This is a genomic window from Croceibacterium ferulae (assembly GCF_003660445.1).
Lineage (GTDB): Bacteria > Pseudomonadota > Alphaproteobacteria > Sphingomonadales > Sphingomonadaceae > Croceibacterium > Croceibacterium ferulae.
This window is the reverse complement of sequence record NZ_QZVQ01000002.1, coordinates 388,507-412,210: the sequence shown is the minus strand read 5'-3', so window position 1 is coordinate 412,210 and position 23,704 is coordinate 388,507. Positions and strand designations below refer to the sequence as shown.

Below are 23,704 nucleotides of genomic sequence, written 5' to 3'. Positions count from 1 at the left end.
GATGCGACTGCGAGATAGCGCTCAAGGATACGGCATCGTCAGCCGCACGCTGCACTGGTCCATGGCGCTGCTGCTCGTGCTGCAACTGACCACCGCTGCGCTGCACCTGCTGGCGGGTGAGAGCGCGGCGGCGAAGACGGTGTGGCCGCTGCATTTCCAGATCGGCTTCACCTTGTGGTGGCTGGTGCTGCTGCGCGGCACATGGGCGCTGGCGAACTATCGCAACCGTCCGCCGCACGAAGGATCGCCGCTGCAGGCGCGGGCTGCCACAGCCGGCCATCTGGCGCTTTACGCGCTAATGGTCGTCGTGCCGACGCTGGCCCTGTTGCGCGCGGCCGGCCGCGGCAGCGGCGTGCGGCTCTACGGCATCCAGTGGCTGCCGGAGGGCACGCCCGAGGTTCCGGCGCTCACCGCCGCCGGCAATCTGCTGCACGGCACGTTCGGCTGGGTGCTGGCATCGCTGGTGGTCGGCCATGTCGCCTTCGCGCTGTGGCATGGGCTGGTCCGCCGCGACGGCACACTATCCCGCATGTGGCGCGGGCGGTGACCCCCGCCATCTTCAGCCCCGCCGGCCTGACCCTGTCGGCCGAGGAACGTGCCTTCTTTCGCGACGCGGAGCCGGCCGGCTATATCCTGTTCGGTCGAAATGTGTCGGATCGCCAGCAGCTGCGCGCCCTGACGGACGATCTGCGCGGACTGCACGGGCGCGACCGGCTGCTGATCTCGATCGACCAGGAAGGCGGCCGCGTGGCCCGTATGAAGCCGCCAGTCTGGGACGCCTACCCGACGGGGCAGGCCTTTGCCGATCTGTGGCAGGTCGCCCCGTCCAGCGCGATCGAGGCGGCCCGCTGCAACGGTGCGCTGCTCGGCCTCGACTTGGCGGAGGCCGGCATCACGGTCGACTACACCCCGCTGCTCGATGTGCGCCAGCCGGGCGCGCATGACGTGATCGGCGATCGGGCGCTGGGCACGGATCCGCTGCAGGTTGCCGCTCTGGGACGCGCTGTGCTCGACGGGCTCGCCGCCGCCGGGGTCGCCGGTTGCATCAAGCACATGCCGGGTCATGGCCGCGCCGGGGCGGACAGCCACAAGGAACTGCCCACCGTCACCGCAAATGCGGCGGAGCTGGAGCTGGACCTCGCCCCCTTCCGCACGCTGGCGACCCGTGCCCGCATCGGCATGACCGCGCATGTCCGCTACACCGCGTGGGACGATGCCGTGCCGGGCACGCTGTCCCCCTTCGTGGTGCAGACGATCATCCGCGAGGCGATCGGCTTTGCCGGCCTGTTGCTGAGCGACGATCTCGACATGCAGGCGCTGTCCGGTTCCGTGCCCGAACGGGCGCTGGCCGCCCATCGCGCCGGCTGCGACCTGGCGCTCAATTGCTGGGCCAGGATGGACGACATGATCGGCATGGCCGAGCTGCTGCCCCCCATGGACGAAGCCCGCCTCGCGCGCCTGGACGCGGCGCTTGCCGTGGCGGACATGGCCGAACCGCTGGACCGGCCGGGGTTGCTGGCCAGTCGGGACGCGCTGCTCCGGATCGCTGCGTGAACGAAGCCGACCTGTTCACTCCTGCCCGGCCGGCGGAGGCGGACAAGCTGCATCTGGAACTGGACGGATGGGAAGGGCCGCTGGACCTCCTGCTCGATCTGGCGCGCCGGCAGAAGGTCGATCTGCGGCAGATCTCCATCCTGGCGCTGGTGGACCAGTATCTTGCCTTCATCGAGGCGGAGCGGATGCGGCTGGAGCTGGCGGCCGATTACCTGGTGATGGCCGCCTGGCTGGCCTATCTCAAATCCGCGCTGCTGCTGCCACGCGAGGAACAGCCCGATCCCGATCCGGAGGAGCTGGCTTTGCGCCTGCAATTGCGGCTGCAGCGGCTGGGGGCCATGCGGGAAGCGGCCGCCCGGCTGATGGCGCGCGACCGGCTGGGCCGCGACGTGTTCGCGCGCGGCGCGCCCGAAGGGCTGCGGCTGGATCGGCGCACGCGCTGGCAATGCGACTGGTTCGGGCTGGTGTCGTCCTACGGTCAGGTGCAGCTTCGCACGCAGCCGGTGGTGCACATGGTGCGCGAACGGCCGGTGATGACGCTCGATTCGGCGCTGGAGCGGGTCTCCGCCCTGCTGGGCATCACGCTCGACTGGATGGAACTGCGCGAGTTCCTGCCGGCGCGCGATGGTGACTGGACCGAACCGCGCCTGCGCCGCTCGGCCCTTGCCAGCAGCTTCGTGGCGGCGCTGGAACTGGCCAAACAGGGCCGTGCCCATCTGCGGCAGGACGTGACGTTCGGGCCGCTGCATCTGCGCCGGGTGGCATGAGCGACGATCTGACCCGCGCGGTCGAAGCCGCGCTGTTCGCTTCGGAGGGACCGCTCACCGCCGACCAGCTTTCCGCCATCCTGAACGGCGCCGCCGTCCTGCCCGCCTTGCGCATGCTGGCCGATCATTATGCGGATCGCGGCGTGCATCTGGTGGAGCGCGGCGGACGCTGGCAGTTCCAGACCGCGCCCGATCTCGCCCACCTGCTGCGCCGGACGCGCGAACAGCCCCGCCGGCTCAGCCGCGCGGCGACGGAGGTGCTGGCGATCATCGCCTATCACGAACCGGTCAGCCGCGCGCAGATCGAGGCGATCCGCGGCGTGCAGACGGCCAAGGGCACGCTGGACGTGCTGCTGGAAGCAGGCTGGGTGCGCGTGGTCGGGCGGCGGGACGTGCCGGGGCGGCCGGTGATCTATGCCACCACGCCCGATTTCCTCAACCAGTTCGGCCTCGCCAGCCGGCGCGACCTGCCGGGAATCGACGAGTTGCGTGCCGCCGGCCTGCTCGACCCGGTCGACGAGGCGTTCGAGGCGCTGGTGCAAGGCGCGGACCCGGTTGATGAGGGGGCGCTGGAAAAGGGCGGGGAAAGCGCCTAGACCGGATGAAACGCAACGGAGTTTTCCAATCGTGAACATCGGACCCTTCCAGATCCTGATCATCGCGCTCGTCATCCTGGTGCTGTTCGGCCGTGGCCGTATCAGCGAGATGATGGGTGATTTCGGCAAGGGCGTGAAAAGCTTCCGGCAGGGTCTGACCGAAGAAGACCAGAAGACCGATCCGCCGGTGACGCCGCAGCGCATCGAAGGGCCGGCGCCGGTCAGCCGCACGGCCACCCCGGCCGAAACGGTGGTCGACGCGCAGCCCGCCGACAAGAACCCGGTTTGACCCGGACCTAGGCGGAGAGCCCCGGCGTGCTGGACATCGGCGCCACCGAATTGCTGCTGATCGTGGTCGTGGCGGTGGTCGTCATCGGCCCGAAGGACCTGCCGCTCGCCCTGCGTACCGCGGGGAAGTGGATCGGGCAGATGCGTCGCCTTTCCAACCATTTCCGCGCGGGGCTCGACGCCATGATCCGCGAATCGGAGATGGCCGAGATGGAGAAGAAATGGCGCGAGCAGAACGAGCAGATCATGCAGGCGCAGGGCGGCAGCGCTGCCTCAGCAGAGGCAGCCGCCCTGCCTGACGCTGCGCCGGTCGCACCACGCCCGGTCCAGGCCGAGCCGATCATGAGCGACACGGCAGAGGCCCCGCCTGCTCCCGAGAGCCCGGCCGCCATCGCCCCGCCGCCTGTGCCCGTGCCCGCACCGTCGGATCCGGAAACGGCGCCTGAGCCCGCTTCGCAGTCGGCAGAGGAACAGCGGGCATGAAGCCGCTGAAACCCTTTTCCGTCGCCGATATCGACGATACGCAGGCGCCGCTGCTCGATCACCTGATTGAACTGCGCGCCCGCCTGCTGCGCGCGATCGTGGCGCTGGCGATCTCCTTTGCCGTCTGCATGTATTTCGCAGAAGACATCTTCGCCCTGCTTGTCCGGCCGCTGGCGCAGGCCTTCCCGGACGGGGAGGGGCGGCTGGTCTATACCAAGCTGTACGAGGCGTTCTTCGTCGAGATCAAGGTGGCGCTGTTCGCCGCCTTCTTCATCAGCTTCCCGATCATCGCCAACCAGCTGTGGGCCTTTATCGCGCCGGGGCTGTATGCGCGGGAGAAGAAGGCGTTCCTGCCCTTCCTGATCGCGACGCCGATCCTGTTCGCCATGGGCGCCTCGCTGGCCTATTTCATGGTCATGCCCACCGCGTTCCGCTGGTTCCTGGGCTTCCAGGGCGTGTCCGCCGGTCTGCAGCAGGAAGCGCTGCCGGCGATGGGCGATTACCTTGACCTGGTGATGCGCTTCATCCTGGCCTTCGGCATCAGCTTCCTGCTGCCGGTGCTGTTGATGCTGCTGAACCGCGCCGGCCTGGTCACGCGCGCGCAACTGGCGACCTCGCGCCGCTACATCATCGTGGGGATCACGATCGTTGCCGCGATCATCACTCCGCCCGACGTGGTCAGCCAGCTGATGCTGGCGATACCGCTGTGGATCCTGTTCGAAGGCACAATGGTGCTGATGAAGATCTACGAGAAGCGCGACCTCGCCGAACGTGCCGCGCGGGAGGCAGAGGCCAAGCTGGACGAGGCGCCGGCGGAATAAGGCTGCGTGTCCGCCGGGCATGTGCCGCAACCCCTTTGCGGTCCGGCCCGGCACGCGCTAGCACTCCGGACCATGATCGGATCGATCCTGCGTTTTCTCATCTGGCTGGCCATCGGCTTCGTGGGCCTCAGCCTGGCGGCCGTGCTGCTGTTCCGCTTCGTGCCGGTGCCCGTCACCGCCACCATGCTGATGGACCCCAATGGCATCACCAAGGATTGGGAGCCGCTCAGCCGCATCGACCGCACGATGGTGGGCGCGGTGATCGCGGCCGAGGATGCCAAGTTCTGCACCCATGACGGTTTCGACCGGGAGGCGATCGAGCAGGCGTTCCGCCGCAACATGGAAGGCGGGCGCATCCGGGGCGGCTCGACGATCAGCCAGCAGACCGCCAAGAACGTGTTCCTGTGGCAGGGCGGCGGCTATCTGCGCAAGGGGCTGGAGGCCTGGTTCACCCTGCTGATCGAACAGCTGTGGGGCAAGCGGCGGATCATGGAGGTATACCTCAACGTCGCCGAGACCGGCATCGGCACCTATGGCGTGGCTGCCGGGGCGGAACGTTACTACAACCACTCCGCCGCGCGCCTTTCCGCCAGCGAGGCGGCGCGCATGGCGGCGGCCCTGCCGCTGCCCAAGGAACGGTCGGTGGTCAGCCCGTCGGGTTTCACCCGCCGCTATGGCAACAGCATCCGTGCGCGGCTGGGCATCGTCCGGCGTGACGGGCTCGACAGCTGCATCTACCGCTGATGGGCGGCGCGCACGACCACCATCACCACCATGCCCATGGCCACCACCATGCGCCGGCGAGCTATGGCCGCGCCTTCGCCATCGGAGTGGTGCTGAATACGCTGTTCGTGGCGGTGGAGGCCGGCTTCGGCATCTGGTCAGGCTCCATGGCGCTGGTCGCCGATGCCGGGCACAATCTGTCGGACGTCCTCAGCCTGATCGTCGCATGGGCCGCCAGCGTGGCCAGCACCAGGCCCGCCAGTGCGCGCTTCACCTGGGGCTACAAGTCCAGCTCCATCCTCGCGGCGCTGGCGAATGCCGCGCTGCTGCTGGTGGCGCTGGGGGCGATCCTGTTCGAAACGGTGCAACGCCTAGCCGACCCGGCGCCGGTCGCCGGCTGGACCATGATCGTGGTGGCCGCGATCGGCATCGTGGTGAACGGCGCCACGGCGCTGCTGTTCGCCGGTGGCGGCAAGCACGACATCAACATTCGCGGCGCCTTCCTGCACATGGCGGCCGATGCACTGGTCAGCTTGGGCGTGGTGATCGCGGGCGTCGCCATCCTGCTGACCGGCGCATGGTGGGTGGACCCGGTCACCAGCCTGGTGATCGTCGCGGCGATCGGCTGGGGCACCTGGGGCCTGCTGAAGGACAGCCTGCGCATGGGCCTGCTGGGCGTGCCGCCGTCGATCGACGAGGCGGCCGTGCGCAGCTTCCTGGCCGGGCTTCCGGGCGTGACGCAGGTGCATGACCTGCACATCTGGCCGATGAGCACGACCGAGACGGCGCTGACGGCCCATCTGGTCATGCCGGCCGGTGGCGGCGGCGATGCCTTCCTGCACGATCTGGCGCACCGGCTGGAGCACCGCTTCGGCATCGGCCACACCACCGTACAGGTGGAAGCGGGCGACCATGCCGCCTGTGCGCTGGATCAGGGGCACCGCTGAAGCGGCCGCTCTGCCGCTGCCGGGCTAGGCGTTGCTGCCGACCGACATCATCGCAGGGACATGCGCCGCCACGTCGCCTGGGGCTGCCGCGAGGGCAAGGGCGCAGGCGAGGACGGGGAGCAGTCGGAGAAGGCGCAATCGGAGGCTCCTGCAGGGTGCAGGAGCGTCATGGCCGGCGACGTATTTAGGCCACGTGACGATATGCGGTGAACGAAAGGTTGAGGGCCGGGCGGCCCATGCGGTGCCGCCCGGCCCTCAACTCGCCTGATCAGGCGGCAGCTTCCTGCTGCTTGCCCTCGCTGCTGACCACGCGGACGGGTTCCTTGCGGCCTTCGACCACTTCGTGATCGACCACCACTTCGGTCACATCATCCATGCCCGGCAGGTCGAACATGGTGTCGAGCAGGATCGCCTCGACGATGGAGCGCAGGCCGCGGGCACCGGTCTTGCGCTTGATCGCCTTCTTCGCGATCGCTTCCAGCGCCTCGTCCGTGAAGGTCAGCTTCACATCTTCCAGCTCGAACAGCTTGGCATATTGCTTCGCCAGCGCGTTCTTGGGCTCCTTCAGGATCATCACCAGCGCCGGCACGTCCAGGTCGTGCAGGGTGGCGATCACCGGCAGGCGACCGACGAATTCGGGGATCAGGCCGAAGCGCAGCAGATCCTCCGGCTCCGTGCTCATCAGCATCTCGCCGACCTTGCGCTGATCCGGGTCGGCGACATGCGCGCCGAAGCCGATCGAGCGCTTCTGCAGGCGATCACCGATGATCTTCTCCAGACCGGCAAAGGCGCCGCCGCAGATGAACAGGATGTTCGTCGTATCCACCTGCAGGAATTCCTGCTGCGGATGCTTGCGCCCGCCCTGCGGCGGCACGCTGGCGGTGGTGCCTTCCATCAGCTTCAGCAGCGCCTGCTGCACGCCTTCGCCCGATACGTCGCGGGTGATCGAGGGGTTTTCCGCCTTGCGCGTTATCTTGTCGATCTCGTCGATGTAGACGATGCCCTGCTGCGCCTTTTCGACATTGTAGTCGCTGGCCTGCAGCAGCTTCAGGATGATGTTCTCCACATCCTCGCCCACATAGCCGGCTTCCGTCAGCGTGGTGGCGTCGGCCATGGTAAAGGGCACGTCGAAGGTACGCGCCAGCGTCTGCGCCAGCAGCGTCTTGCCGCTGCCGGTGGGTCCGATCAGCAGGATGTTCGACTTCGCCAGCTCGACATCGCCCGACTTGCCGCTGTGCTTCAGCCGCTTGTAGTGGTTGTGCACCGCGACGGAGAGCACGCGCTTGGCCTTGTCCTGACCGATCACGTAATCGTTCAGCGTGTCGCAGATCTCGCGCGGGGAGGTTACCTCGCCGTCCTTGCGCCCGGCGATGCCGCCCTTGGCCTCTTCCCGGATGATGTCGTTGCACAGCTCGACGCATTCATCGCAGATGAACACGGTCGGGCCGGCAATCAGCTTGCGAACCTCGTGCTGGCTCTTGCCGCAGAAGCTGCAGTAAAGGGTGCTCTTGCTGTCCGATCCGCTCAATTTAGTCATGCTCTCGTCCTGATCCCGGGCAGGCATGCCCGACGATTCGGTTGGAGGGATTTGCCATCGCAAATGTAAGGTGCGGTGGCGCAATAGCAATTCTGGGCAAACTTGTGATCCCCGGGCCGACCTTCATCGGCCCGGAGGCTTGCCATAAGGTTACACTTCGCTGCCGGTGAACTGCGGCGCGCCGGCCTGCAGCGCAGGCACGACGGGCCGATTCGCCGCCATCGCTCATCCGCATGGCGCAGGCGCTTGCCTGTAGGAAAGCGCGGAAGTGCCGTGGGGCTTACTCCGGCGCCCCGCCGGAGCCGGTTTCCTTGCCGGTCTCCTGATCCTTCGGCCGGTGAGCGAACACCTTGTCGACCAGACCGAACTTCAGCGCCTCTTCCGCCTCCAGGAAGGTATCGCGGTCCATCGCCCGTTCGATCTCTTCCAGCGTGCGGCCGGTATATTCCACATACAGATCGTTCATCCGCTTGCGGATGCGCAGGATCTCCCGCGCCTGGATCTCGATGTCCGATGCCATGCCCCGTGCGCCGCCGCTGGGCTGGTGGACCATGATCCGGGCGTTGGGCAGCGCCACGCGCATGCCCGGCTCCCCCGCGGCCAGCAGGAAGCTGCCCATGCTCGCGGCCTGGCCGACGCACACGGTGCGGACCTTGGGCTTGATGTACTGCATCGTGTCGTGAATCGCCATGCCGGCCGTCACCACGCCACCGGGCGAGTTGATGTACATGGAGATGTCCTGGCTGTTCTCGCTTTCCAGGAACAGCAGCTGAGCCACGATCAGGGACGCCATGTTGTCCTCCACCTGACCGGTCACGAATACGATACGCTCGCGCAGCAGGCGGCTGAAGATGTCGAAGCTGCGCTCGCCCCGGCTGGTGCTTTCCACGACCACCGGCACCAGGGCACCTGTTACCGGATCCTGCCGGAACTGCCCCTGTGCACCATAGGCGTCGCCAAACACGTCGATCATTGCAAACCCTTCCGTCAAACAGGGCGCCTATGTCGCCCCTGCCAGCCGCCGGTTCAAGTGGCTTTGCAGCCAGCGGGCGCGAAGGCGATCCGGGCGACCGCCTCCTCAGTCTGCGCGATGCTCGAAGGAGGTCAGGATCGGGCAAGGTCCGGCCGAACCGGTGCTGCATTCATGGGCGAGCCGTTGCAGCGAAGCCCGGGCTTTCTCCAGCTCCCCGATCCTGGCGTCCAGTGCGGCGATCCGCTCCCTGGCGAGTTCGCGCGCCCGTGCCCGGTCCTCGGTCGCGTCCAGCGCCAGCAACTCGCCGATCTGCTCCAGCGTGAACCCCGCCGCCTGCGCGGAACGGACAAAGCGAAGGCGGCGGACATGCTCGTCGCCATAGCGGCGGATGCCACCCGCCTGCCCGGCGCCAGCGGGACGCTCCGGCGTGGTGAGCAGTCCACGCCGCTGATAATATCGCACCGTCTCGACACTTACTTCCGCCGCGCGGGCCAGCCCGGCGATCGTCATTCCAGACATCGGTTGACTCCGTACCATACTACGGACCCTATATGGGTGGCAGAGCACCGGATCCCAGTCGAAAGCTGCCGCCATGACCTCACCGAACGAACCCCGCCGCGCCATCCTTTACCGCATGGTGATGGACAAGCATGTCTGTCCCTTCGGCCTGAAGGCCAGGGATCTCCTGCGCAGGGAGGGCTATGTGGTCGAGGATCATTGGTTGCGCACGCGGGAGGAAACGGACGCGTTCAAGACCGAGCATGGAGTCCGGACGACGCCGCAGATCTTCATCGCGGGGAAGCGGGTCGGGGGGTATGATGACCTGCGCCGGCATCTCGGCAAGAGCGTCCCTGATCCAAAGGCCACCACTTACAGGCCGGTGGCTGCGCTGTTCGCGCTCACTGCCCTGATGGCGCTGGCGGCCAGCCATGCTGCCTACGGGACGATGTTCACCATGCGCGCAGGGGAGTGGTTCATCGGCTTCAGCATGGCCGTGCTGGCATTGCTGAAGTTGCAGAATGTCGAGAGCTTCGCGACGATGTTCCTGAACTACGACCTGCTGGCGAAGCGCTGGGTGCCGTATTCGTATATCTACCCCTTCGCCGAAGCGGTTGCGGGTGTGCTGATGATTGCGGGGGTGCTGACCTGGCTGTCGGCGCCCATCGCGCTGTTCATCGGCACGATCGGGGCGGTGTCGGTCGTGAAGGCGGTCTATATCGACCGGCGGGAGCTGAAATGCGCCTGCGTAGGCGGCGCCAGCAACGTGCCCTTGGGGTTCCTGTCACTGACAGAGAACCTGATGATGATCGCAATGGCCGTGTGGATGGGGGCCGTGTGGATGGGCGCAACTGCCTGACAGCAGCGGCACAGCACGGCAACGCCGCCATCCCGGGCACAATGCACCGGGATGGCGGGCGCAGCGAACTTATTCCGCTTCGGTTTCGGCCTTCTTCTTCGGCGCAGCCTTCTTCTTGGGCGCGGGCTTGTCGGCCGCGTCCTCGCCCTCGGCGGCGGGCTCTGCCTTCTTCTTGGCAGCAGCCTTCTTCTTCGGCTTCTCGGCCTCGCCCTCGTCAGCCGCTTCCGCGGCAGGGGCGTCCCCGGCATCAGCCTTGGCCTTCTTGGCCGGAGCCTTCTTGGCGGGCTTGTCGGCGGCCGGCTTGGCGTCGGCGCCTTCTTCCGCCTCGATCGCGGCTTCCAGTTCCTCGCGGGTCACTTCACGCTCGGTCACCTCGGCCTTGTCGAACAGGAAATCGACAACCTTGTCCTCGTAGAGAGGCGCACGCAGCTGGGCGAGGGCCATCGGATCGTTGCGCACGAACTCGACGAAACGCTCGCGATCCTGCGGGCGGTACTGCTGCGCCGCCTGCTGCACCAGCATGCCCATTTCCTGCTGGCTGATCTCCACGCCATTGGCCTGGCCGATCTCGGACAGCAGCAGGCCCAGGCGCACGCGGCGCTCGGCAATGCGGCGGTAATCGTCCTTCTCACCCTCGATCTCGGCACGGGCGGCCTCGGGGTCGTCCTCGCGCGCGATCTCCGCTTCCAGCTGCTGCCAGATCTGGTTGAACTCGGCTTCCACCATGCTCGGCGGCACGGCGAAGTCGTGATCGGCGGCCAGACGGTCCAGCAGCTGACGCTTCATCTGCGTGCGGGTCAGGCCGGCAGTTTCCTGCTCGACCTGGGCCTTCATCAGCTCCTTCAGCTTGTCGAGGCCTTCCAGGCCGAAGTTCTTGGCGAGCTCGTCGTCGATCACCGTCTCGCTTTCGACCTTCACCGCCTTCACGGTGATGGCGAACTCGGCGTCCTTGCCCTTCAGGTTCTCCGCCGGATAGTCGGCGGGGAAGGTCACGGTGATGGTCTTTTCCTCACCGGCCTTGGCACCCGACAGCTGCTCCTCGAATCCGGGGATGAACTGACCGGAACCGATCACCAGCGGCTGGTCCTCGGCCTTGCCGCCTTCGAACTCGACACCGTCGATGCTGCCGGTGAAGTCGATAATCAGCTGGTTGCCGTCCTCGGCCGCGTGGCCTTCGGGCGCATCGGTGTAGCTCTTCTGCCGGTCGGCCAGCTGGCGGATGGCGGCTTCCACCGCTTCGTCCGTGGCGGGCACGATCAGCTTTTCCAGCGTCAGGCCGTCCACGGCCGGTGCCGCGATGTCGGGCAGCACTTCCAGCTCGACGGTCAGCTCGGCATCCTTGCCCTGCTCATACCCCTCGGCCATGTCGACCTTGGGCTGCAGCGCCGGGCGCAGCTGCTTGTCACGCAGCAGCGTGTCCACTGACTCCCGCAGGGTGGTGTTCAGGGCATCGGCGTGGATGGCCTCCCCGTGCATCTTGCGCACCAGGTTGGCCGGCACCTTGCCGGGGCGGAAACCGGGCATCTTCACCTGCGGGGCGACCTTCTGGATCTCCGCATCGATGCGTGCCTCGATCTCGCCGGCCGGAATCGTCAGCGTATAGGCGCGCTTCAGGCCTTCATTCGTGGTCTCGACGATCTGCATTCAAACAAGCCTTCCACACATAAGCGAACGGGGCACCTCGGCGGAACGGCGGCGACGGCTGCGCTGGTGCGGGCGAAGGGACTCGAACCCCCACATCTTGCGATACTGGAACCTAAATCCAGCGCGTCTACCAGTTCCGCCACGCCCGCACGGATCACGACGAAGCGCAGCAGGCGAGACACCTGCGATGCGAAGCCTGCGCCCTTAATCGGCTGGACCGGAAAGGGCAACCCGCTGTGGGGAACGCGTGTGCCCTGCATCACGTTTGGTTGGGAAAGGAGTGCTTCCCATGGCCGACCCCATCTATTCCGCCGACGATTACGGTACGCCCAGCATCCCGCCTGCAACCCCGCCGGCGCTGGACGGGCATGCCAGTGCCCAGGATGCCGCCACCCTGACCGACGCGGATGGAGACAGTGATTCGCCCGGCAGCGTGCTGTGGGATGGCGACCGCTCGGCCGAGGACGAGGAACTGCAGCCCGGTGCTACGCCGGACGAGGTGGTCCCCGACACACCCAATCCGATCGAGCCGGCCCCGCCGCCGGAAGTGTTCCCGGACGGCGGTGACATCGACGAGCCCGGCTCCGTTCCGGACGAGGCGCCGTCTCTTCCGGGCGAGGCTCCCGCCGAAACCCCGCCGCCCCAATATTGATTTTGCCGCCGGCGCGTGTCAGCGGCCTCAATCATGAACGAACAGGACATGCCTCCCGCGGCCGAAAGCCAGCCCGACACCACCGCGCAAGGCGCCACGACCCCGCCCGACCGGCTGGCGATCGACCCGGCCAGCCCGTTTTTTGACGAAACAGTGCTGCGCCGCGGCGTGGGCATCCGGTTCAAGGGCACGGTGCGCACCAATATCGAGGAATATTGCATTCCCGAAAGCTGGGTGCGGGTGCAGGCCGGCAAGGCGATGGATCGCAAGGGTCGGCCGCTGACGCTGAAGCTGACCGGCCCGGTGGAGGCCTGGTTCGAGGATCTGGGCGAAGACGCGCCCGTCAACCGCCTGTAACGGCGACTCTGGTCACGCTCGCGCGCGGGCAGGCGCTGGCGTGACCACCCGCAGGATGATGTAGCCAAGCACGGCCGAAAGTGCCGATCCCGCCAGAATGCCCAGCTTCGCCTCTTCCACCAGCAGCGGATAGCGGGGGAAGGCCAGGGCGCTGATGAACAGGCTCATGGTGAAGCCGATCCCGCACAGCACGCTGGTGCCCCACAGCTGACCCCAGCTGGCCCCGGCCGGCCGCTTGGCAAAGCCGATCCGGTCGGCGATCGCCACGCTGGTGAAAATGCCCAGCTGCTTGCCGATCACCAGGCCTGCGCCCACAGCCAGGGGCAGCGGATCGCTGAAGGCGTCCAGCCCCATCGCGCCGAGCGCCACACCGGCATTGGCGAAGCCGAACAGGGGCACCACCAGGTAGGCGTTCCAGCCGACCAGCGCATGTTCCACCTTCATCAGCATGGCGCTTCCGTCGCGCCGGTGCATGGGGATCGTCAGGGCGGCCACGACGCCGGCGATGGTGGCGTGGACCCCCGAATAGAGCACGCAGACCCACAGCAGCAACGCGCCCAGGATGAACGGCAGCAGGCTGTCCACCCGCATCCGGTTCATGGCGATCAGCCCGGCAAGCACCACGGCCGAACCGATCAGCCAGCCCAGATCGATCGAGGCGGTGTAGAACAACGCAATGACCAGCACCGCGCCGATATCGTCCACGATAGCGACCGTCAGCAGGAACAGGCGCAGCGATGCCGGCACGCGGCTGCCCAGCAGGCCGATGACCCCCATGGCAAAGGCGATGTCCGTGGCGGCCGGGATCGCCCAACCGCGTATCAGCACCGGGTCGCCGCCGACAAACTGCAGGAAGATCACCGCCGGAACCGCCATCCCGGCGACGGCCGCCAGCACCGGCAGGCGCCGGCTGCGTGGGTCGGCCAGCGCGCCGGAAACGATCTCCCGCTTCACTTCCAGTCCGACGACGAAGAAGAAGATCGCCATCAGCGCATCGTTGATCCACAGATGCAACGAGTCGAGCTTCGGCACCGGCGTCCAGGCCAGTTGCCCATGGAACAGGTGGTGGTAGGCTTCGGACAGGCTGGAATTGGCCGCCGCGATCGCCAGTATGGCGACCGCGATCAACAGGATGCCTCCGAATGCGTCACTGACGAACAGCGCCTGCAAGGGGCGTGCCGCGGCGGTCAGAATTCTTGTTCTCGACATGCCGCGCTTATGCCCATCACATTTCGGAGGGCAAGGCAAACCAACTTTTTTCAGTTTGGTTCCCGCAACCCTAACAAAAATTGTTTACCCGCGGGATCAATCGACTAAATACCGCGGTGGGTCGTTCAGAAAAGGGTCTCGGGGGCTATGATCTCTGGGGGTGTGACGGTGCTGCAGTTTGCAGCACTTGTCGAGCATGAACTGTTGCTGTTTGCAGGTGTGTTCTTCCTCGTCGGCGCGCTCGACGAGCTTGCCGTGGACGCCGTGTTCGGCTTCCTGCGGGTAACCGGTCGTGTGCCGGACTGGACCATCGATCGGGAAGAAGGGGAACGGGCGCTGTCGGGGCGGGCCGCGGTGTTCATCCCGGCGTGGCTGGAACACGATGTCATTACCGACACCATCGCCACCACGCTGAAGGCATGGCCGCACGATGCCCTGCGTCTGTATGTCGGCTGCTATTGCAACGATCCGCGCACGGTGGAAGCGATCATCCGCGGGACCGGCGGCGATCCGCGGGTGCGCCTGGTGGTGCATGACCGCGCGGGCCCCACGACCAAGGCGGACTGCCTGAACCGGTTGTACACCGCCATGGAGCAGGACGAGCAGCGCGGCGGCTACTCCTTCCGCATGGTGGTGCTGCACGATGCGGAAGACATGGTCGATCCGGCCGGGCTGGCCCTGCTGGACCGCGCCATTGCCGAGGCGGAGTTCGTGCAGCTGCCCGTCCTGCCCGAACCGCAGGCGCGTTCGCGCTGGGTTGGCAGCCACTACTGCGAGGAATTTGCCGAGGCGCATGGCAAGGCCATGGTCGTCCGCGATGCCCTGTCCGCATCGCTGCCGTCCGCCGGCGTGGGTTGCGCGTTCTCCCGCACCATGCTGGCGCGCATCGCGGACGAGATGGCGACCACGGCGGGTGCTGCCGGCCCCTTCTCCGTGGACTCGCTGACCGAAGATTACGAGTTGGGCCTGCGCATCAAGGCCGCTGGCGGGCGATCGCGCTTTCTGCGGGTGCGCGGCGAGGATGGGCGCCTGATCGCCACCCGCGCCTGCTTCCCGGCACAGCTGGACCAGTCGGTGCGGCAGAAGGCGCGCTGGGTCCACGGCATCGCGCTGCAGGGCTGGGACCGGATGGGCTGGGCCAGTGGAGCCGGGATGGGGGAGGCATGGATGCGCATGCGCGACCGGCGTGGTCCGCTGTCCGCTCTGGTGCTGTTCACCGCCTATACCTTGCTGGCGCTGGGCACCGGACTGTGGGTCGCGAGCCTGGCCGGTTATGACCATCCGTTCGCGATCGGCACCACGGCGAAGTGGCTGCTGGCGATCAATTTTGCCAGCTTCCTCTGGCGCGCCGGCTCCCGCTACCTGTTCACCACGCGCGAATACGGCCCGGCGGAAGGCCTGCGCGCCGTGCTGCGCATCCCGTTGTCGAACATCATCGCCATCATGGCGGGTCGCCGGGCGCTGGTGGCCTATGTCCGCACCCTTCGGGGCGCAGCGCCGCAGTGGGACAAGACGCACCATCACGCTCATCCCAGCACGATGGCCGATCGCGTCGCGCCTTATCGCCGGAACCGTGCATTCTCGTGAGCCGGCGACCCGTCAATTCCAGGACCGCCTTTCGCGGGCAGCCGCTGCTGCTGCTCGGTGGGCTGGTGCTGGGCTGGTGCGGGTTGCGGGCGGTCAGCTGGGAATCGCCCTTTCCGGCAGAAGATGCTGTGGCGGAGCTGGTGCAGCCGGCTGTCGGAAGCGTCCCTGGCTCGGCTCCCGCCACCGGCACAACGGATGAACCAACCGGGCCGAGCGATGGCGACACCGGCAGCGGCTGGCTGCAGCGCCCCCTGCCGGCTCCAGTCCCGCAGCGTCCGGGCTGGCAGCGCCTGACCGTACTGGACAGGACGGGCACCGCACGCGTGGCGCGTCTCACCGCGATCCCCTGGCAGATGCGGCAGGTCGCAGATGTGGTGCCGCCCGCAGGTGGCAAGTCGCACGACATGGCGCCTGCCACGCTGATCGGCAGCGAGTTGCTGATGCTCGCCGGACTGGCGCAGATGGAAGTGCCGGAGATGCTGCTTGCCTATCTGCAGCCGGGTGCCGGCAGCCCGCCCGCGCCTGCACGGACGCAACCGACGACCGCAGCTCTCCCGCCGCGGCCGGGCGTGCCGCAGGCGGCGGTCGGGGCGACGATCGCGCCACTGCCGCGCACGGCCGGCGCCGCGCGCTGGAGCGCCGATGCCTGGGTGCTGCTGCGGGACGGCACCGCCACGTCGCTGACACCCGGAAGGCCGTCCTATGGCCGCAGCCAGGCCGGCGCCGTGCTGCGGTATCGCCTGACACCTGCCATCGGGGGCTTCTCGCCGCAGCTTTACCTGCGCGGGAGCACCGCGCTGGCCGGCGCGCGGGAGCAGGAGGTCGCGGCGGGTGCAGCGGTGCGCCCGCTGCCGGGTGTGCCCGTGCGGCTGGCGGCGGAGTTGCGGGTGAACGACAATCTGACGGGCAGCCAGCTGCGCCCGGCCGCCTTCGCGGTGACCGAACTGCCGCCTGTGGCCTTGCCGGGCGGCACGGTCGGTGAGGCCTATGTCCAGGCCGGCTATGTCGGCGGTGACTTCGCGAGTGCCTTTGTCGACGGCCAGGCCCGCCTGGACCGTCCGCTGGTAGACGGCGGCCGCGCGCAGCTGCGTGTCGGCGCAGCGGTGTGGGGCGGGGCACAGAGGGGCAGCAATCGACTGGATGTGGGGCCGAGCGCCAGCGTCGGCTTCGGCATCAGGGGCCTGCGTGGGCGGGTGGCCGCCGATTACCGCCTGCGAGTGGCCGGCAATGCGGAGCCGGCATCCGGCCCGGCAGTGACGATCTCCGCCGGTTTCTGACCGCCGACGCGTCCCGTCGCTTCAAACATGCCGCCGCTTGGGCTAGGCATGGCTGATGGATGTTTACCTGCCGATCGCGAACCTGTCAGTGAACGGGCTGGTGATCGTGCTGCTCGGGGCCGGCACGGGCATCCTGTCCGGCCTGTTCGGCGTCGGGGGCGGGTTTCTGACCACGCCGCTGCTGATCTTCTACGGCGTGCCACCTACAGTGGCGGCCGCCTCCGCCGCCAGCCAGGTGACGGGCGCCAGCGTCTCGGGCGTGCTGGCGCATCGCCGGCGCGGCGGGGTCGATCCGCAGATCGGCGCGGTGATGGTGGTGGGCGGCATCGTGGGCGCGGGGATCGGCGCGCTGCTGTTCCGCCTGCTGCAATCCTGGGGCCAGATCGATACGGTAATCAACATCCTGTATGTCGTGCTGCTGGGCACGATCGGCGGACTGATGGGCCGTGAAAGCATCGGCACGCTGCGGGCCGGGCGATCGGGCGCACCCCGCCGGGCGAAGCGGCGGCGGCATCACCCGCTGGTCGCCAGCCTGCCGCTGCGCTGGCGGTTCTACAAATCCGGCCTCTACATCTCCCCGCTCGCGCCTTTGATCCTGGGTGTGGTGGTCGGGATCCTGACCATGCTGATGGGGGTCGGCGGCGGCTTCATCCTGGTGCCGGCCATGCTCTATATCCTGGGCATGAGCGCGCAGGTCGTGGTCGGGACCTCGCTGTTCCAGATCCTGTTCGTGACGGTCGCCACCACCATGATGCATGCGCTGACCACCCGCGCGGTGGACATCGTGCTGGCCGGCCTGCTGCTGATCGGATCGGTCACCGGGGCGCAGATCGGCACCCGCCTGGCGGTGACCGCCAAGCCGGAACTGCTGCGGCTGGTGCTGGCGCTGATCGTGCTGGGCATCGCGCTGCGCATGGCCTTCGGCCTGGGGGTGCGGCCCGACGCGGTCTATACGGTGATCGAGCTGTGAGCGGCCGGCTGCTGCTGCTGGTCTTGAGCTTCCTGGCCCTGACCGCGCAGCGCGATCCCGTGCTGGTCCCCGCCGTTTCGCAGAGCCGGATCGAGGTGCGGCAGGATTTCACCGGCACCGAACTGCTGCTGTATGGCGCCATCCTGGATCCGCAGGGGCGCCGCGCGACCGAGCCCTACGACATCGTGGTGGTGCTGAAGGGCCCGACGGAGGCGATGCTGGTGCGCGAGAAGCAGAAGCGGCTGGGCATCTGGGTCAATGCCGACAGCACCGCCTTTCGCTCCGCCCCGTCCTTCTTCGCCGTCGCATCCTCCCGCCCGATCGGCGAGATCGTGGACGAACGGACCGCCGCGATCTACGAATTGGGGCTCGACTTCATGCAGCTGTCTCCCACCGGCCTGATCGAGCCGGAGGAGCAGGCGCGCTTTTCCACCGGGCTGGTCGAACTGCGACGACAGCAGGGGCTGTACAAGGAGGACGGCCGCGGCGTCTCTATCAGCCAGGACGTATTGTACCAGGCGCGCATTGCCGTCCCCTCCAACGTGATCACCGGCAGCTACACCGCCGAGACCTTCGCCATCCAGCGGGGCCGGGTGATCGCCTCCGCCATTGCGGATGTGGAGGTCAGCAAGGAAGGGTTCGAGAAGCTGGTGGCCGACCGGTCGCAGGATTCCGGCCTGCTGTACGGCATCTGCGTCGTGCTGCTGGCGCTGTTCACCGGCTGGGCGGCCGGGCGGCTGTTCGCGCTGGTCTGATCCGCCCTTTCAGACATTTAGGGCCTGTTTAGACCTGCCGGCTATCGTCCGGGGCCACGCCGGCACGAAGGATGGCCCATGAGCGAGTTTTCCCCGCAGCCCTGGCCGGTCGCCGCCGCCCTGCCGGCGGAGGCGCTGGCCATCGGCACCGTGCAGGCGATATCCGGCGCGCAGGCCCGGCTGGTGCTGGATGATGCGGCACTGGCGGCATGCGCCGGCAGCGACGATCCCGCGATCGCCATGGCCGGGCAGGTCGGCAGCGCGATCCGCATCGCGGGCCCGGACGGCGCGTGGCTGCTGGCTTCCCTGCGGGATCTGCAGCAGGTAGACGGCGCCATCACCGCGATCGCGGACCTGATGGGCGAAGGGACCGATGGTGCAACCGGCGGCACATTCCGCCGCGGGGTCACCCGCTATCCGCTGCCGGGCAGCACCGTTCATCCAGTCGCCACGGCGCAGCTTGAACGTATCTACGATCCGGCCGGGCGGGCCGCGATCACGGTCGGCACCGTGCACCCGACCGCCACCGTCGGCGCGGGCCTGTTCATCGACGCGCTGCTGGGCAAGCATTTCGCACTGCTGGGCTCCACCGGCACCGGCAAGTCCACTGCCGCCGCGCTGATCCTGCACCGCATCTGCGATGCTGCACCCCACGGCCATGTCGTGATGATCGACCCGCATGGCGAATATGGCGCCGCCTTCCAGGAGCGGGGCATGGTGCTGGACGTCGGCAACCTGCAGCTGCCCTACTGGCTGATGAACTTCGCCGAACATTGCGAGGTGTTCCTGACCACGACCGGCAGCGACCGGCAGGAGGATGCCGACATCCTGGCCCGCTGCCTGCTGGCCGCAAGGGGCAAGAATCGGCTGGCGGCGGAGATCGGGCGGATCACGGTCGATTCGCCGATCCCCTATCTGCTGAGCGATCTGCTGCGGCTGTTGAACGAGGAGATGGGCCAGCTCGACAAGGCGAGCAGCAGCGCCCCCTTTCTGCGCATCCGCGCCAAGATTGAGGAGCTGAAGGGCGATCCGCGTTACCAGTTCATGTTCTCCGGCATGCTGGTGGCGGACACCATGGCGGAACTGGTCGCCCGGCTGTTCCGCATGGATGGCGATGGCCGCCCGATCACCATCATCGATGTGTCGGGCGTGCCATCCGACATCACCGCCACCGTGGTCGCGGTGCTGAGCCGGATGGTATTCGACCACGCGATCTGGAGCCGGGGGGAAGCGCTGCGCCCCATCCTGCTGGTGTGCGAGGAGGCGCATCGCTACGTCCCCAGCGAACGGCAGGCGCACGGTTCCAGCGTCGGCCAGGTGCTCAGCCGGATCGCCAAGGAAGGGCGCAAATACGGCATCGCGCTGGGCCTGATCACCCAACGGCCTAGCGATCTTGCCGAAGGGGTGCTGTCGCAATGCGGCACGATCATTGCCATGCGGCTGAACAACGAGCGCGATCAGGCCTTCGTCCGCTCCGCCATGCCGGAAGGGGCGCGCGGCTTCCTCGACGCCATTCCGGCGCTGCGCAACCGGGAGGCGATCATCTGCGGGGAGGGCGTGGCCGTGCCCATGCGCGTCAGCTTCGCCGATCTGGAAGAGCACCGCCGCCCGGCCAGCGCCGACCCGCTGTTCAGCGCCTTGTGGCAGCAGCCGGCGGAAGGTGGCGAGGCGATCGCGCGCACGGTGCGCCGCTGGCGCGCGCAGGGGCGCTGATCCCGCTCAGGTGCCGCGCGTGTCGCCATACAGCGCGATGTGCAGGCGCGGGGACAGGTTCATGTCGTGGCGCAGGCACAACTCCGCCAGCCAGCCCTGGCGCGCGGCCAGCGTGGCATTGTCAGTGCCCTCCGCCATCAACCAGATACGTTGCGGAGCGATGGCATACCGCTCGGCCAGCGACAGCACCTCCGGCAGGTCTTCCGGCTCGGCAATCACGAACTTGAAGATCGCGCGCGGATCGCTGGCCCAGTGCGCCAGCCGTTCGGGCGGCAGCGCCAGATCGGCGGGGTTGCCCGAATGGGCGAGCTTGGGGCTGACATTGTATTGGCCGATCAGCGGGTCCAGATCGGGGTGCGGCGCCACTGACCCGTTGGTTTCCACTTCCACCGCCATGCCCGGCAGCAGCGCCAGCATGCGGGCGAGCGCCTTGCCCTGCAGCAGCGGTTCCCCGCCGGTGACGACCAGCCGCGGCTTGGCGAAAGCGGCGATGCGGGCGGCAACCTCCTCTTCGGGCAGGGTCAGCTGGTTGGCCGCCCGGTCATGCGTCATGCCGTCGCGATGCGGCCGATTGTCGCCGGTGAAGTGCCAGGTGTAGGGCGTGTCGCACCAGCGGCACGCCAGGTTGCAGCGCGACAGTCGCACAAAGGCGACGCTGCGCCCGATGCTCGGCCCTTCGCCCTGCAAGGAGGCGAAGATTTCCGGCTCACCCGGCGTGGTGGTGGCAAGGACCAGCGACATGTGATCTGCGCGGCGCGCCTCAGCCCAGCCGCGCCAGCGCCGCGGTCAAGCGGTCGACCTCCGCCGCGTGATGCGCATGATCGGCCCGGGCCTTCTCCACCGCTTCCGGCTTGGCCTTTTCGGCGAAGGCAGGATTGCCCAGCCGCTTGGCCAGATTGTCCCGCTCCTTCTCCGATTCCGCCCTGGCCTTGGCCAGCCTGGCCTGTTCGGCGGCGATGTCGATCACCCCTTCCAGAGGAATCACGAACAGGTCCGCCCCTGCCGATACCTGCATGGCCGGGCCGTCGGGCGCGGGTGTGGAGTGGATGGCGGACAGGCGCGCCAATCGCTCGATCGCTGGCATCGATCCGCCGATCACTGCCTGCGCGGTGGCGGACGGTGCGGGCAGGAACGCCTCCAGCCGGGCGCCGGGCGCAATGCCGAGCTCGTTCTTGGCGCCGCGCAAGGCCGTGGTGAGGCCGATCAGCCACTCGACCTCCGCCTTGGCAGCCGGGTCCACTGCCGCCTGCGGCTCGGGCCAGCGGGCGACGATCAGGGCGTTCGCACGTGCCCCCTGCGCGTGCCACAGTTCCTCGGTGATGAAGGGCATGAAGGGGTGCAGCATGACGAGGATCTGGTCCAGCACCCAGCCGGCGACGGCCCTGGTCTCCTCGTCGATCTGGCCCTTGATCAGCTCCAGATACCAGTCGCAGAAGGTGCCCCAGGCGAACTGGTAGATCGCATTGGCCGCCGCGTCGAAGCGCCGTTCGGCCATCGCCTTGTCGAGCGCGGCCCGCGTGTTCACCACCTCGCCCACGATCCAGCGGTTCACCGCACTGGTCGCCGACGGCGCCGCCAGCGTCTGCGATGCGCCGATACCGTTGGCCTGGCAGAAGCGGGTGGCGTTCCACAGCTTGGTGGCGAAGTTGCGATATCCCTCCACCCGGCTTTCATCCATCTTCACGTCGCGGCCCTGGCTTTCCATCGCCGCCATGAAAAAGCGCAGGGCATCCGCGCCATATTTGTCGATCAGCAGCAGCGGATCGACCACATTGCCCTTGGACTTGCTCATCTTCGCGCCATCGGCCGCACGCACCAGACCGTGCAGGTACAGCTGCTTCCACGGCGCCTCGGGCATGAAGTGCATGCCCATCATCAGCATGCGCGCATCCCAGAAGAACAGGATGTCGAACCCGGAAACGAGCAGGTCGTTGGGGTAGTGCTTGTCCAGCAGGTCGGTCCGGTCGGGCCAGCCCAGGGTGGCGAAGGGCCACAGGGCGGAGGAGAACCAGGTGTCGAGCACATCGGGGTCGCGGGTCAGCGGCAGATTGCCGGCGAGGGCCTGCGCCTCCTCCTCCGTCTCCGCCACGTAGGCCTGACCGTCCGGCCCGTACCATGCGGGGATCTGGTGACCCCACCACAGCTGCCGACTGACGCACCACGGCTGGATGTTCTCCATCCAGTTGAAGAAGGTCTTCTCCCAGGTCTTGGGCACGATCTCCACCCGGCCGTCGCGCACCGCCTCGATGGGGGGGCGGGCCAGGGTTTCGGCATCGACATACCACTGGTCGGTCAGCCAGGGTTCGATCGGCACACCGCCACGGTCGCCATAGGGGGTGGCGATGGTGCGGTCCTCGACCCGTTCCAGCAGCCCCTCGGCGTCCAGCAGCTCCACGATCCGACGGCGGGCATCGAAGCGGTCCATGCCGAGGAGCTCCGCCGGTATCAGCTCGTCCGCCGTCTGGCAGATGCGCGCTTCGGCATCGAGCATGTTGAGCATGTCCGCCGCCTTGATCCCGGCACGCTTGCCGACCTCGAAATCGTTGAAGTCATGCCCGGGCGTGATCTTCACCGCGCCGCTGCCGAGCTCGGGATCGGCATGCTCGTCCGCCACGATGGGGACCAGGCGGCCGGTGATCGGCAGGCGCACCTGCGCACCGCGCGCCAGCAGCGCGGCATAGCGTTCATCGCTCGGATGCACGGCCACCGCCATGTCGGCCAGCAGGGTCTCGGGCCGGGTGGTGGCGACGGAGATCGTCCCGCTGCCATCGGCGAGGGGGTAGGTCAGGTGCCAGAAATGGCCCTGCACCTCGCGCGTTTCCACCTCCAGGTCGCTGATCGCGGTCTTCAGCGCCGGATCCCAGTTCACCAGCCGCTTGTCGCGATAGATCAGCCCCTGCCGGTGCAGGTCGACGAACACCTTGACCACCGCGCGGGTGAAATGCGGGTCCATGGTGAACTGTTCGCGCGACCAGTCCATGGAGAAGCCCAGCCGCCGCATCTGCCGCGTGATCGCGCCGCCGGACTGTTCCTTCCATTCCCAGACATGATCGACAAAGGCGTCGCGCCCCATGTCGGTGCGCTTCAGGCCCTGGCTCGCCAGATTGCGTTCCACCACCATCTGGGTGGCGATGCCTGCGTGATCGGTGCCGACGACCCACAGCGCATCCTTGCCCTTCAGCCGTTCATGCCGGATCACAATGTCCTGCAGCGTGTTATCAAGCGCATGGCCGATATGCAGCGATCCCGTCACGTTCGGCGGCGGGTTTACGATGGTGAAGGGCGCGGCGTCCGGCCGATGCGGGCGGAACGCCCCGGAATTCTCCCAATCGGCATACCAGCGCGGCTCGATCGCGGCGGGGTCGAAGGTCTTGGCCAGCTCTCCGGCGGACTCGGCGGCGGCTTGGGCGGCAGGGGTGATGGTGTCGGTCATGCTGCCTCACGCCTTAGCGACACGGTGGAGGACAAGGCAATTCTCTTGGGTTGTGCCACAA

At 67.7% G+C, this 23,704-nt stretch carries 24 protein-coding genes and 1 tRNA gene; 17 read left to right on the top strand and 8 right to left on the bottom strand.

Annotation, left to right across the window (positions count from 1 at the left end):
* The first annotated feature begins 1 nt into the window (after position 1).
* From D5S08_RS02680 to D5S08_RS02640, 9 genes are all read left to right on the top strand, one after another.
* A complete protein-coding gene (locus tag D5S08_RS02680; RefSeq protein WP_121115212.1) occupies positions 2–547 on the top strand; it encodes a cytochrome b in 546 nt (181 codons plus the stop codon).
* Positions 544–1,554, top strand: coding sequence for a beta-N-acetylhexosaminidase (nagZ, locus tag D5S08_RS02675; protein WP_121115484.1), 1,011 nt, complete (start codon positions 544–546; stop codon positions 1,552–1,554). Before D5S08_RS02680 ends, nagZ begins: the two co-directional genes overlap by 4 nt.
* On the top strand, positions 1,551–2,321 hold the full coding sequence (locus D5S08_RS02670; RefSeq protein WP_121115210.1) for a segregation and condensation protein A: 771 nt from the start codon (positions 1,551–1,553) through the stop codon (positions 2,319–2,321). The genes nagZ and D5S08_RS02670 overlap by 4 nt, the downstream gene beginning before the upstream one ends.
* Entirely contained in the window at positions 2,318–2,917 is a 600-nt protein-coding gene (gene scpB, locus D5S08_RS02665; RefSeq protein WP_121115208.1) for an SMC-Scp complex subunit ScpB, read from the top strand. Before D5S08_RS02670 ends, scpB begins: the two co-directional genes overlap by 4 nt.
* Before the next feature lie 31 nt (positions 2,918–2,948).
* Complete coding sequence (gene tatA / locus D5S08_RS02660) at positions 2,949–3,206, top strand: twin-arginine translocase TatA/TatE family subunit (protein ID WP_421757442.1); 258 nt, start codon at positions 2,949–2,951, stop codon at positions 3,204–3,206.
* A 26-nt stretch (positions 3,207–3,232) separates the two neighbouring features.
* On the top strand, positions 3,233–3,688 hold the full coding sequence (gene tatB / locus D5S08_RS02655) for a Sec-independent protein translocase protein TatB (protein WP_121115204.1): 456 nt from the start codon (positions 3,233–3,235) through the stop codon (positions 3,686–3,688).
* A complete protein-coding gene (tatC, locus tag D5S08_RS02650; RefSeq protein WP_121115202.1) occupies positions 3,685–4,509 on the top strand; it encodes a twin-arginine translocase subunit TatC in 825 nt (274 codons plus the stop codon). Before tatB ends, tatC begins: the two co-directional genes overlap by 4 nt.
* A gap of 72 nt (positions 4,510–4,581) precedes the next feature.
* Positions 4,582–5,253: a monofunctional biosynthetic peptidoglycan transglycosylase gene (gene mtgA / locus D5S08_RS02645; RefSeq protein WP_121115200.1), complete on the top strand. Its 672-nt coding sequence runs from the start codon at positions 4,582–4,584 to the stop codon at positions 5,251–5,253.
* Positions 5,253–6,179, top strand: coding sequence for a cation diffusion facilitator family transporter (locus D5S08_RS02640; RefSeq protein WP_121115198.1), 927 nt, complete (start codon positions 5,253–5,255; stop codon positions 6,177–6,179). The genes mtgA and D5S08_RS02640 overlap by 1 nt, the downstream gene beginning before the upstream one ends.
* A gap of 268 nt (positions 6,180–6,447) precedes the next feature.
* On the opposite strand, the gene clpX is transcribed toward D5S08_RS02640, so the two are convergent.
* The 3 genes from clpX to D5S08_RS02625 form a co-directional block, all read right to left on the bottom strand.
* Positions 6,448–7,716: an ATP-dependent Clp protease ATP-binding subunit ClpX gene (gene clpX / locus D5S08_RS02635; RefSeq protein WP_121115482.1), complete on the bottom strand. Its 1,269-nt coding sequence runs from the start codon at positions 7,714–7,716 to the stop codon at positions 6,448–6,450.
* A 280-nt stretch (positions 7,717–7,996) separates the two neighbouring features.
* Complete coding sequence (locus D5S08_RS02630) at positions 7,997–8,689, bottom strand: ATP-dependent Clp protease proteolytic subunit (RefSeq protein ID WP_121115196.1); 693 nt, start codon at positions 8,687–8,689, stop codon at positions 7,997–7,999.
* Between the two features lie 105 nt (positions 8,690–8,794).
* Positions 8,795–9,208 (bottom strand): MerR family transcriptional regulator, encoded by a 414-nt coding sequence (locus D5S08_RS02625; protein ID WP_121115194.1) that lies wholly within the window; start codon positions 9,206–9,208, stop codon positions 8,795–8,797.
* 73 nt (positions 9,209–9,281) lie between these two features.
* On the opposite strand from D5S08_RS02625, the gene D5S08_RS02620 reads away from it, so the two are divergent.
* The gene (locus tag D5S08_RS02620) at positions 9,282–10,046 is read left to right on the top strand and encodes a glutaredoxin family protein (RefSeq protein WP_121115192.1); all 765 of its coding nucleotides are present in this window, start codon (positions 9,282–9,284) and stop codon (positions 10,044–10,046) included.
* Between the two features lie 69 nt (positions 10,047–10,115).
* Here the strand turns inward: D5S08_RS02620 and tig are convergent, their stop codons facing one another.
* Together tig and D5S08_RS02610 are read right to left on the bottom strand one after the other, a co-directional pair.
* The gene (gene tig, locus D5S08_RS02615) at positions 10,116–11,690 is read right to left on the bottom strand and encodes a trigger factor (protein WP_121115190.1); all 1,575 of its coding nucleotides are present in this window, start codon (positions 11,688–11,690) and stop codon (positions 10,116–10,118) included.
* A gap of 64 nt (positions 11,691–11,754) precedes the next feature.
* Positions 11,755–11,839, bottom strand: a tRNA-Leu gene (locus tag D5S08_RS02610).
* A 140-nt stretch (positions 11,840–11,979) separates the two neighbouring features.
* On the opposite strand from D5S08_RS02610, the gene D5S08_RS17075 reads away from it, so the two are divergent.
* A complete protein-coding gene (locus D5S08_RS17075; protein WP_121115188.1) occupies positions 11,980–12,342 on the top strand; it encodes a hypothetical protein in 363 nt (120 codons plus the stop codon).
* A 48-nt stretch (positions 12,343–12,390) separates the two neighbouring features.
* Positions 12,391–12,699, top strand: a complete 309-nt coding sequence (locus D5S08_RS02600; protein WP_241557194.1) for a DUF3297 family protein — start codon at positions 12,391–12,393, stop codon at positions 12,697–12,699.
* 12 nt (positions 12,700–12,711) lie between these two features.
* Here D5S08_RS02600 and nhaA read toward each other — a convergent pair whose 3' ends face one another.
* Complete coding sequence (nhaA, locus tag D5S08_RS02595) at positions 12,712–13,908, bottom strand: Na+/H+ antiporter NhaA (RefSeq protein ID WP_121115184.1); 1,197 nt, start codon at positions 13,906–13,908, stop codon at positions 12,712–12,714.
* Positions 13,909–14,055: 147 nt separating this feature from the next.
* On the opposite strand from nhaA, the gene D5S08_RS02590 reads away from it, so the two are divergent.
* The 5 genes from D5S08_RS02590 (at position 14,056) to D5S08_RS02570 (ending at position 20,210) form a co-directional block, all read left to right on the top strand.
* A complete protein-coding gene (locus D5S08_RS02590) occupies positions 14,056–15,495 on the top strand; it encodes a glycosyl transferase family protein (RefSeq protein WP_121115182.1) in 1,440 nt (479 codons plus the stop codon).
* On the top strand, positions 15,492–16,772 hold the full coding sequence (locus tag D5S08_RS02585) for a hypothetical protein (protein ID WP_121115180.1): 1,281 nt from the start codon (positions 15,492–15,494) through the stop codon (positions 16,770–16,772). The genes D5S08_RS02590 and D5S08_RS02585 overlap by 4 nt, the downstream gene beginning before the upstream one ends.
* A gap of 55 nt (positions 16,773–16,827) precedes the next feature.
* Positions 16,828–17,742: a sulfite exporter TauE/SafE family protein gene (locus D5S08_RS02580; protein WP_121115178.1), complete on the top strand. Its 915-nt coding sequence runs from the start codon at positions 16,828–16,830 to the stop codon at positions 17,740–17,742.
* Entirely contained in the window at positions 17,739–18,497 is a 759-nt protein-coding gene (locus tag D5S08_RS02575; RefSeq protein WP_121115176.1) for a TIGR02186 family protein, read from the top strand. Before D5S08_RS02580 ends, D5S08_RS02575 begins: the two co-directional genes overlap by 4 nt.
* A gap of 78 nt (positions 18,498–18,575) precedes the next feature.
* Positions 18,576–20,210 (top strand): ATP-binding protein, encoded by a 1,635-nt coding sequence (locus D5S08_RS02570; protein WP_121115174.1) that lies wholly within the window; start codon positions 18,576–18,578, stop codon positions 20,208–20,210.
* A gap of 6 nt (positions 20,211–20,216) precedes the next feature.
* Here the strand turns inward: D5S08_RS02570 and D5S08_RS02565 are convergent, their stop codons facing one another.
* Entirely contained in the window at positions 20,217–20,951 is a 735-nt protein-coding gene (locus tag D5S08_RS02565; RefSeq protein WP_121115172.1) for a 7-carboxy-7-deazaguanine synthase QueE, read from the bottom strand.
* A gap of 19 nt (positions 20,952–20,970) precedes the next feature.
* The gene (locus D5S08_RS02560) at positions 20,971–23,643 is read right to left on the bottom strand and encodes a valine--tRNA ligase (protein ID WP_121115170.1); all 2,673 of its coding nucleotides are present in this window, start codon (positions 23,641–23,643) and stop codon (positions 20,971–20,973) included.
* Between the last annotated feature and the right edge of the window lie 61 nt (positions 23,644–23,704).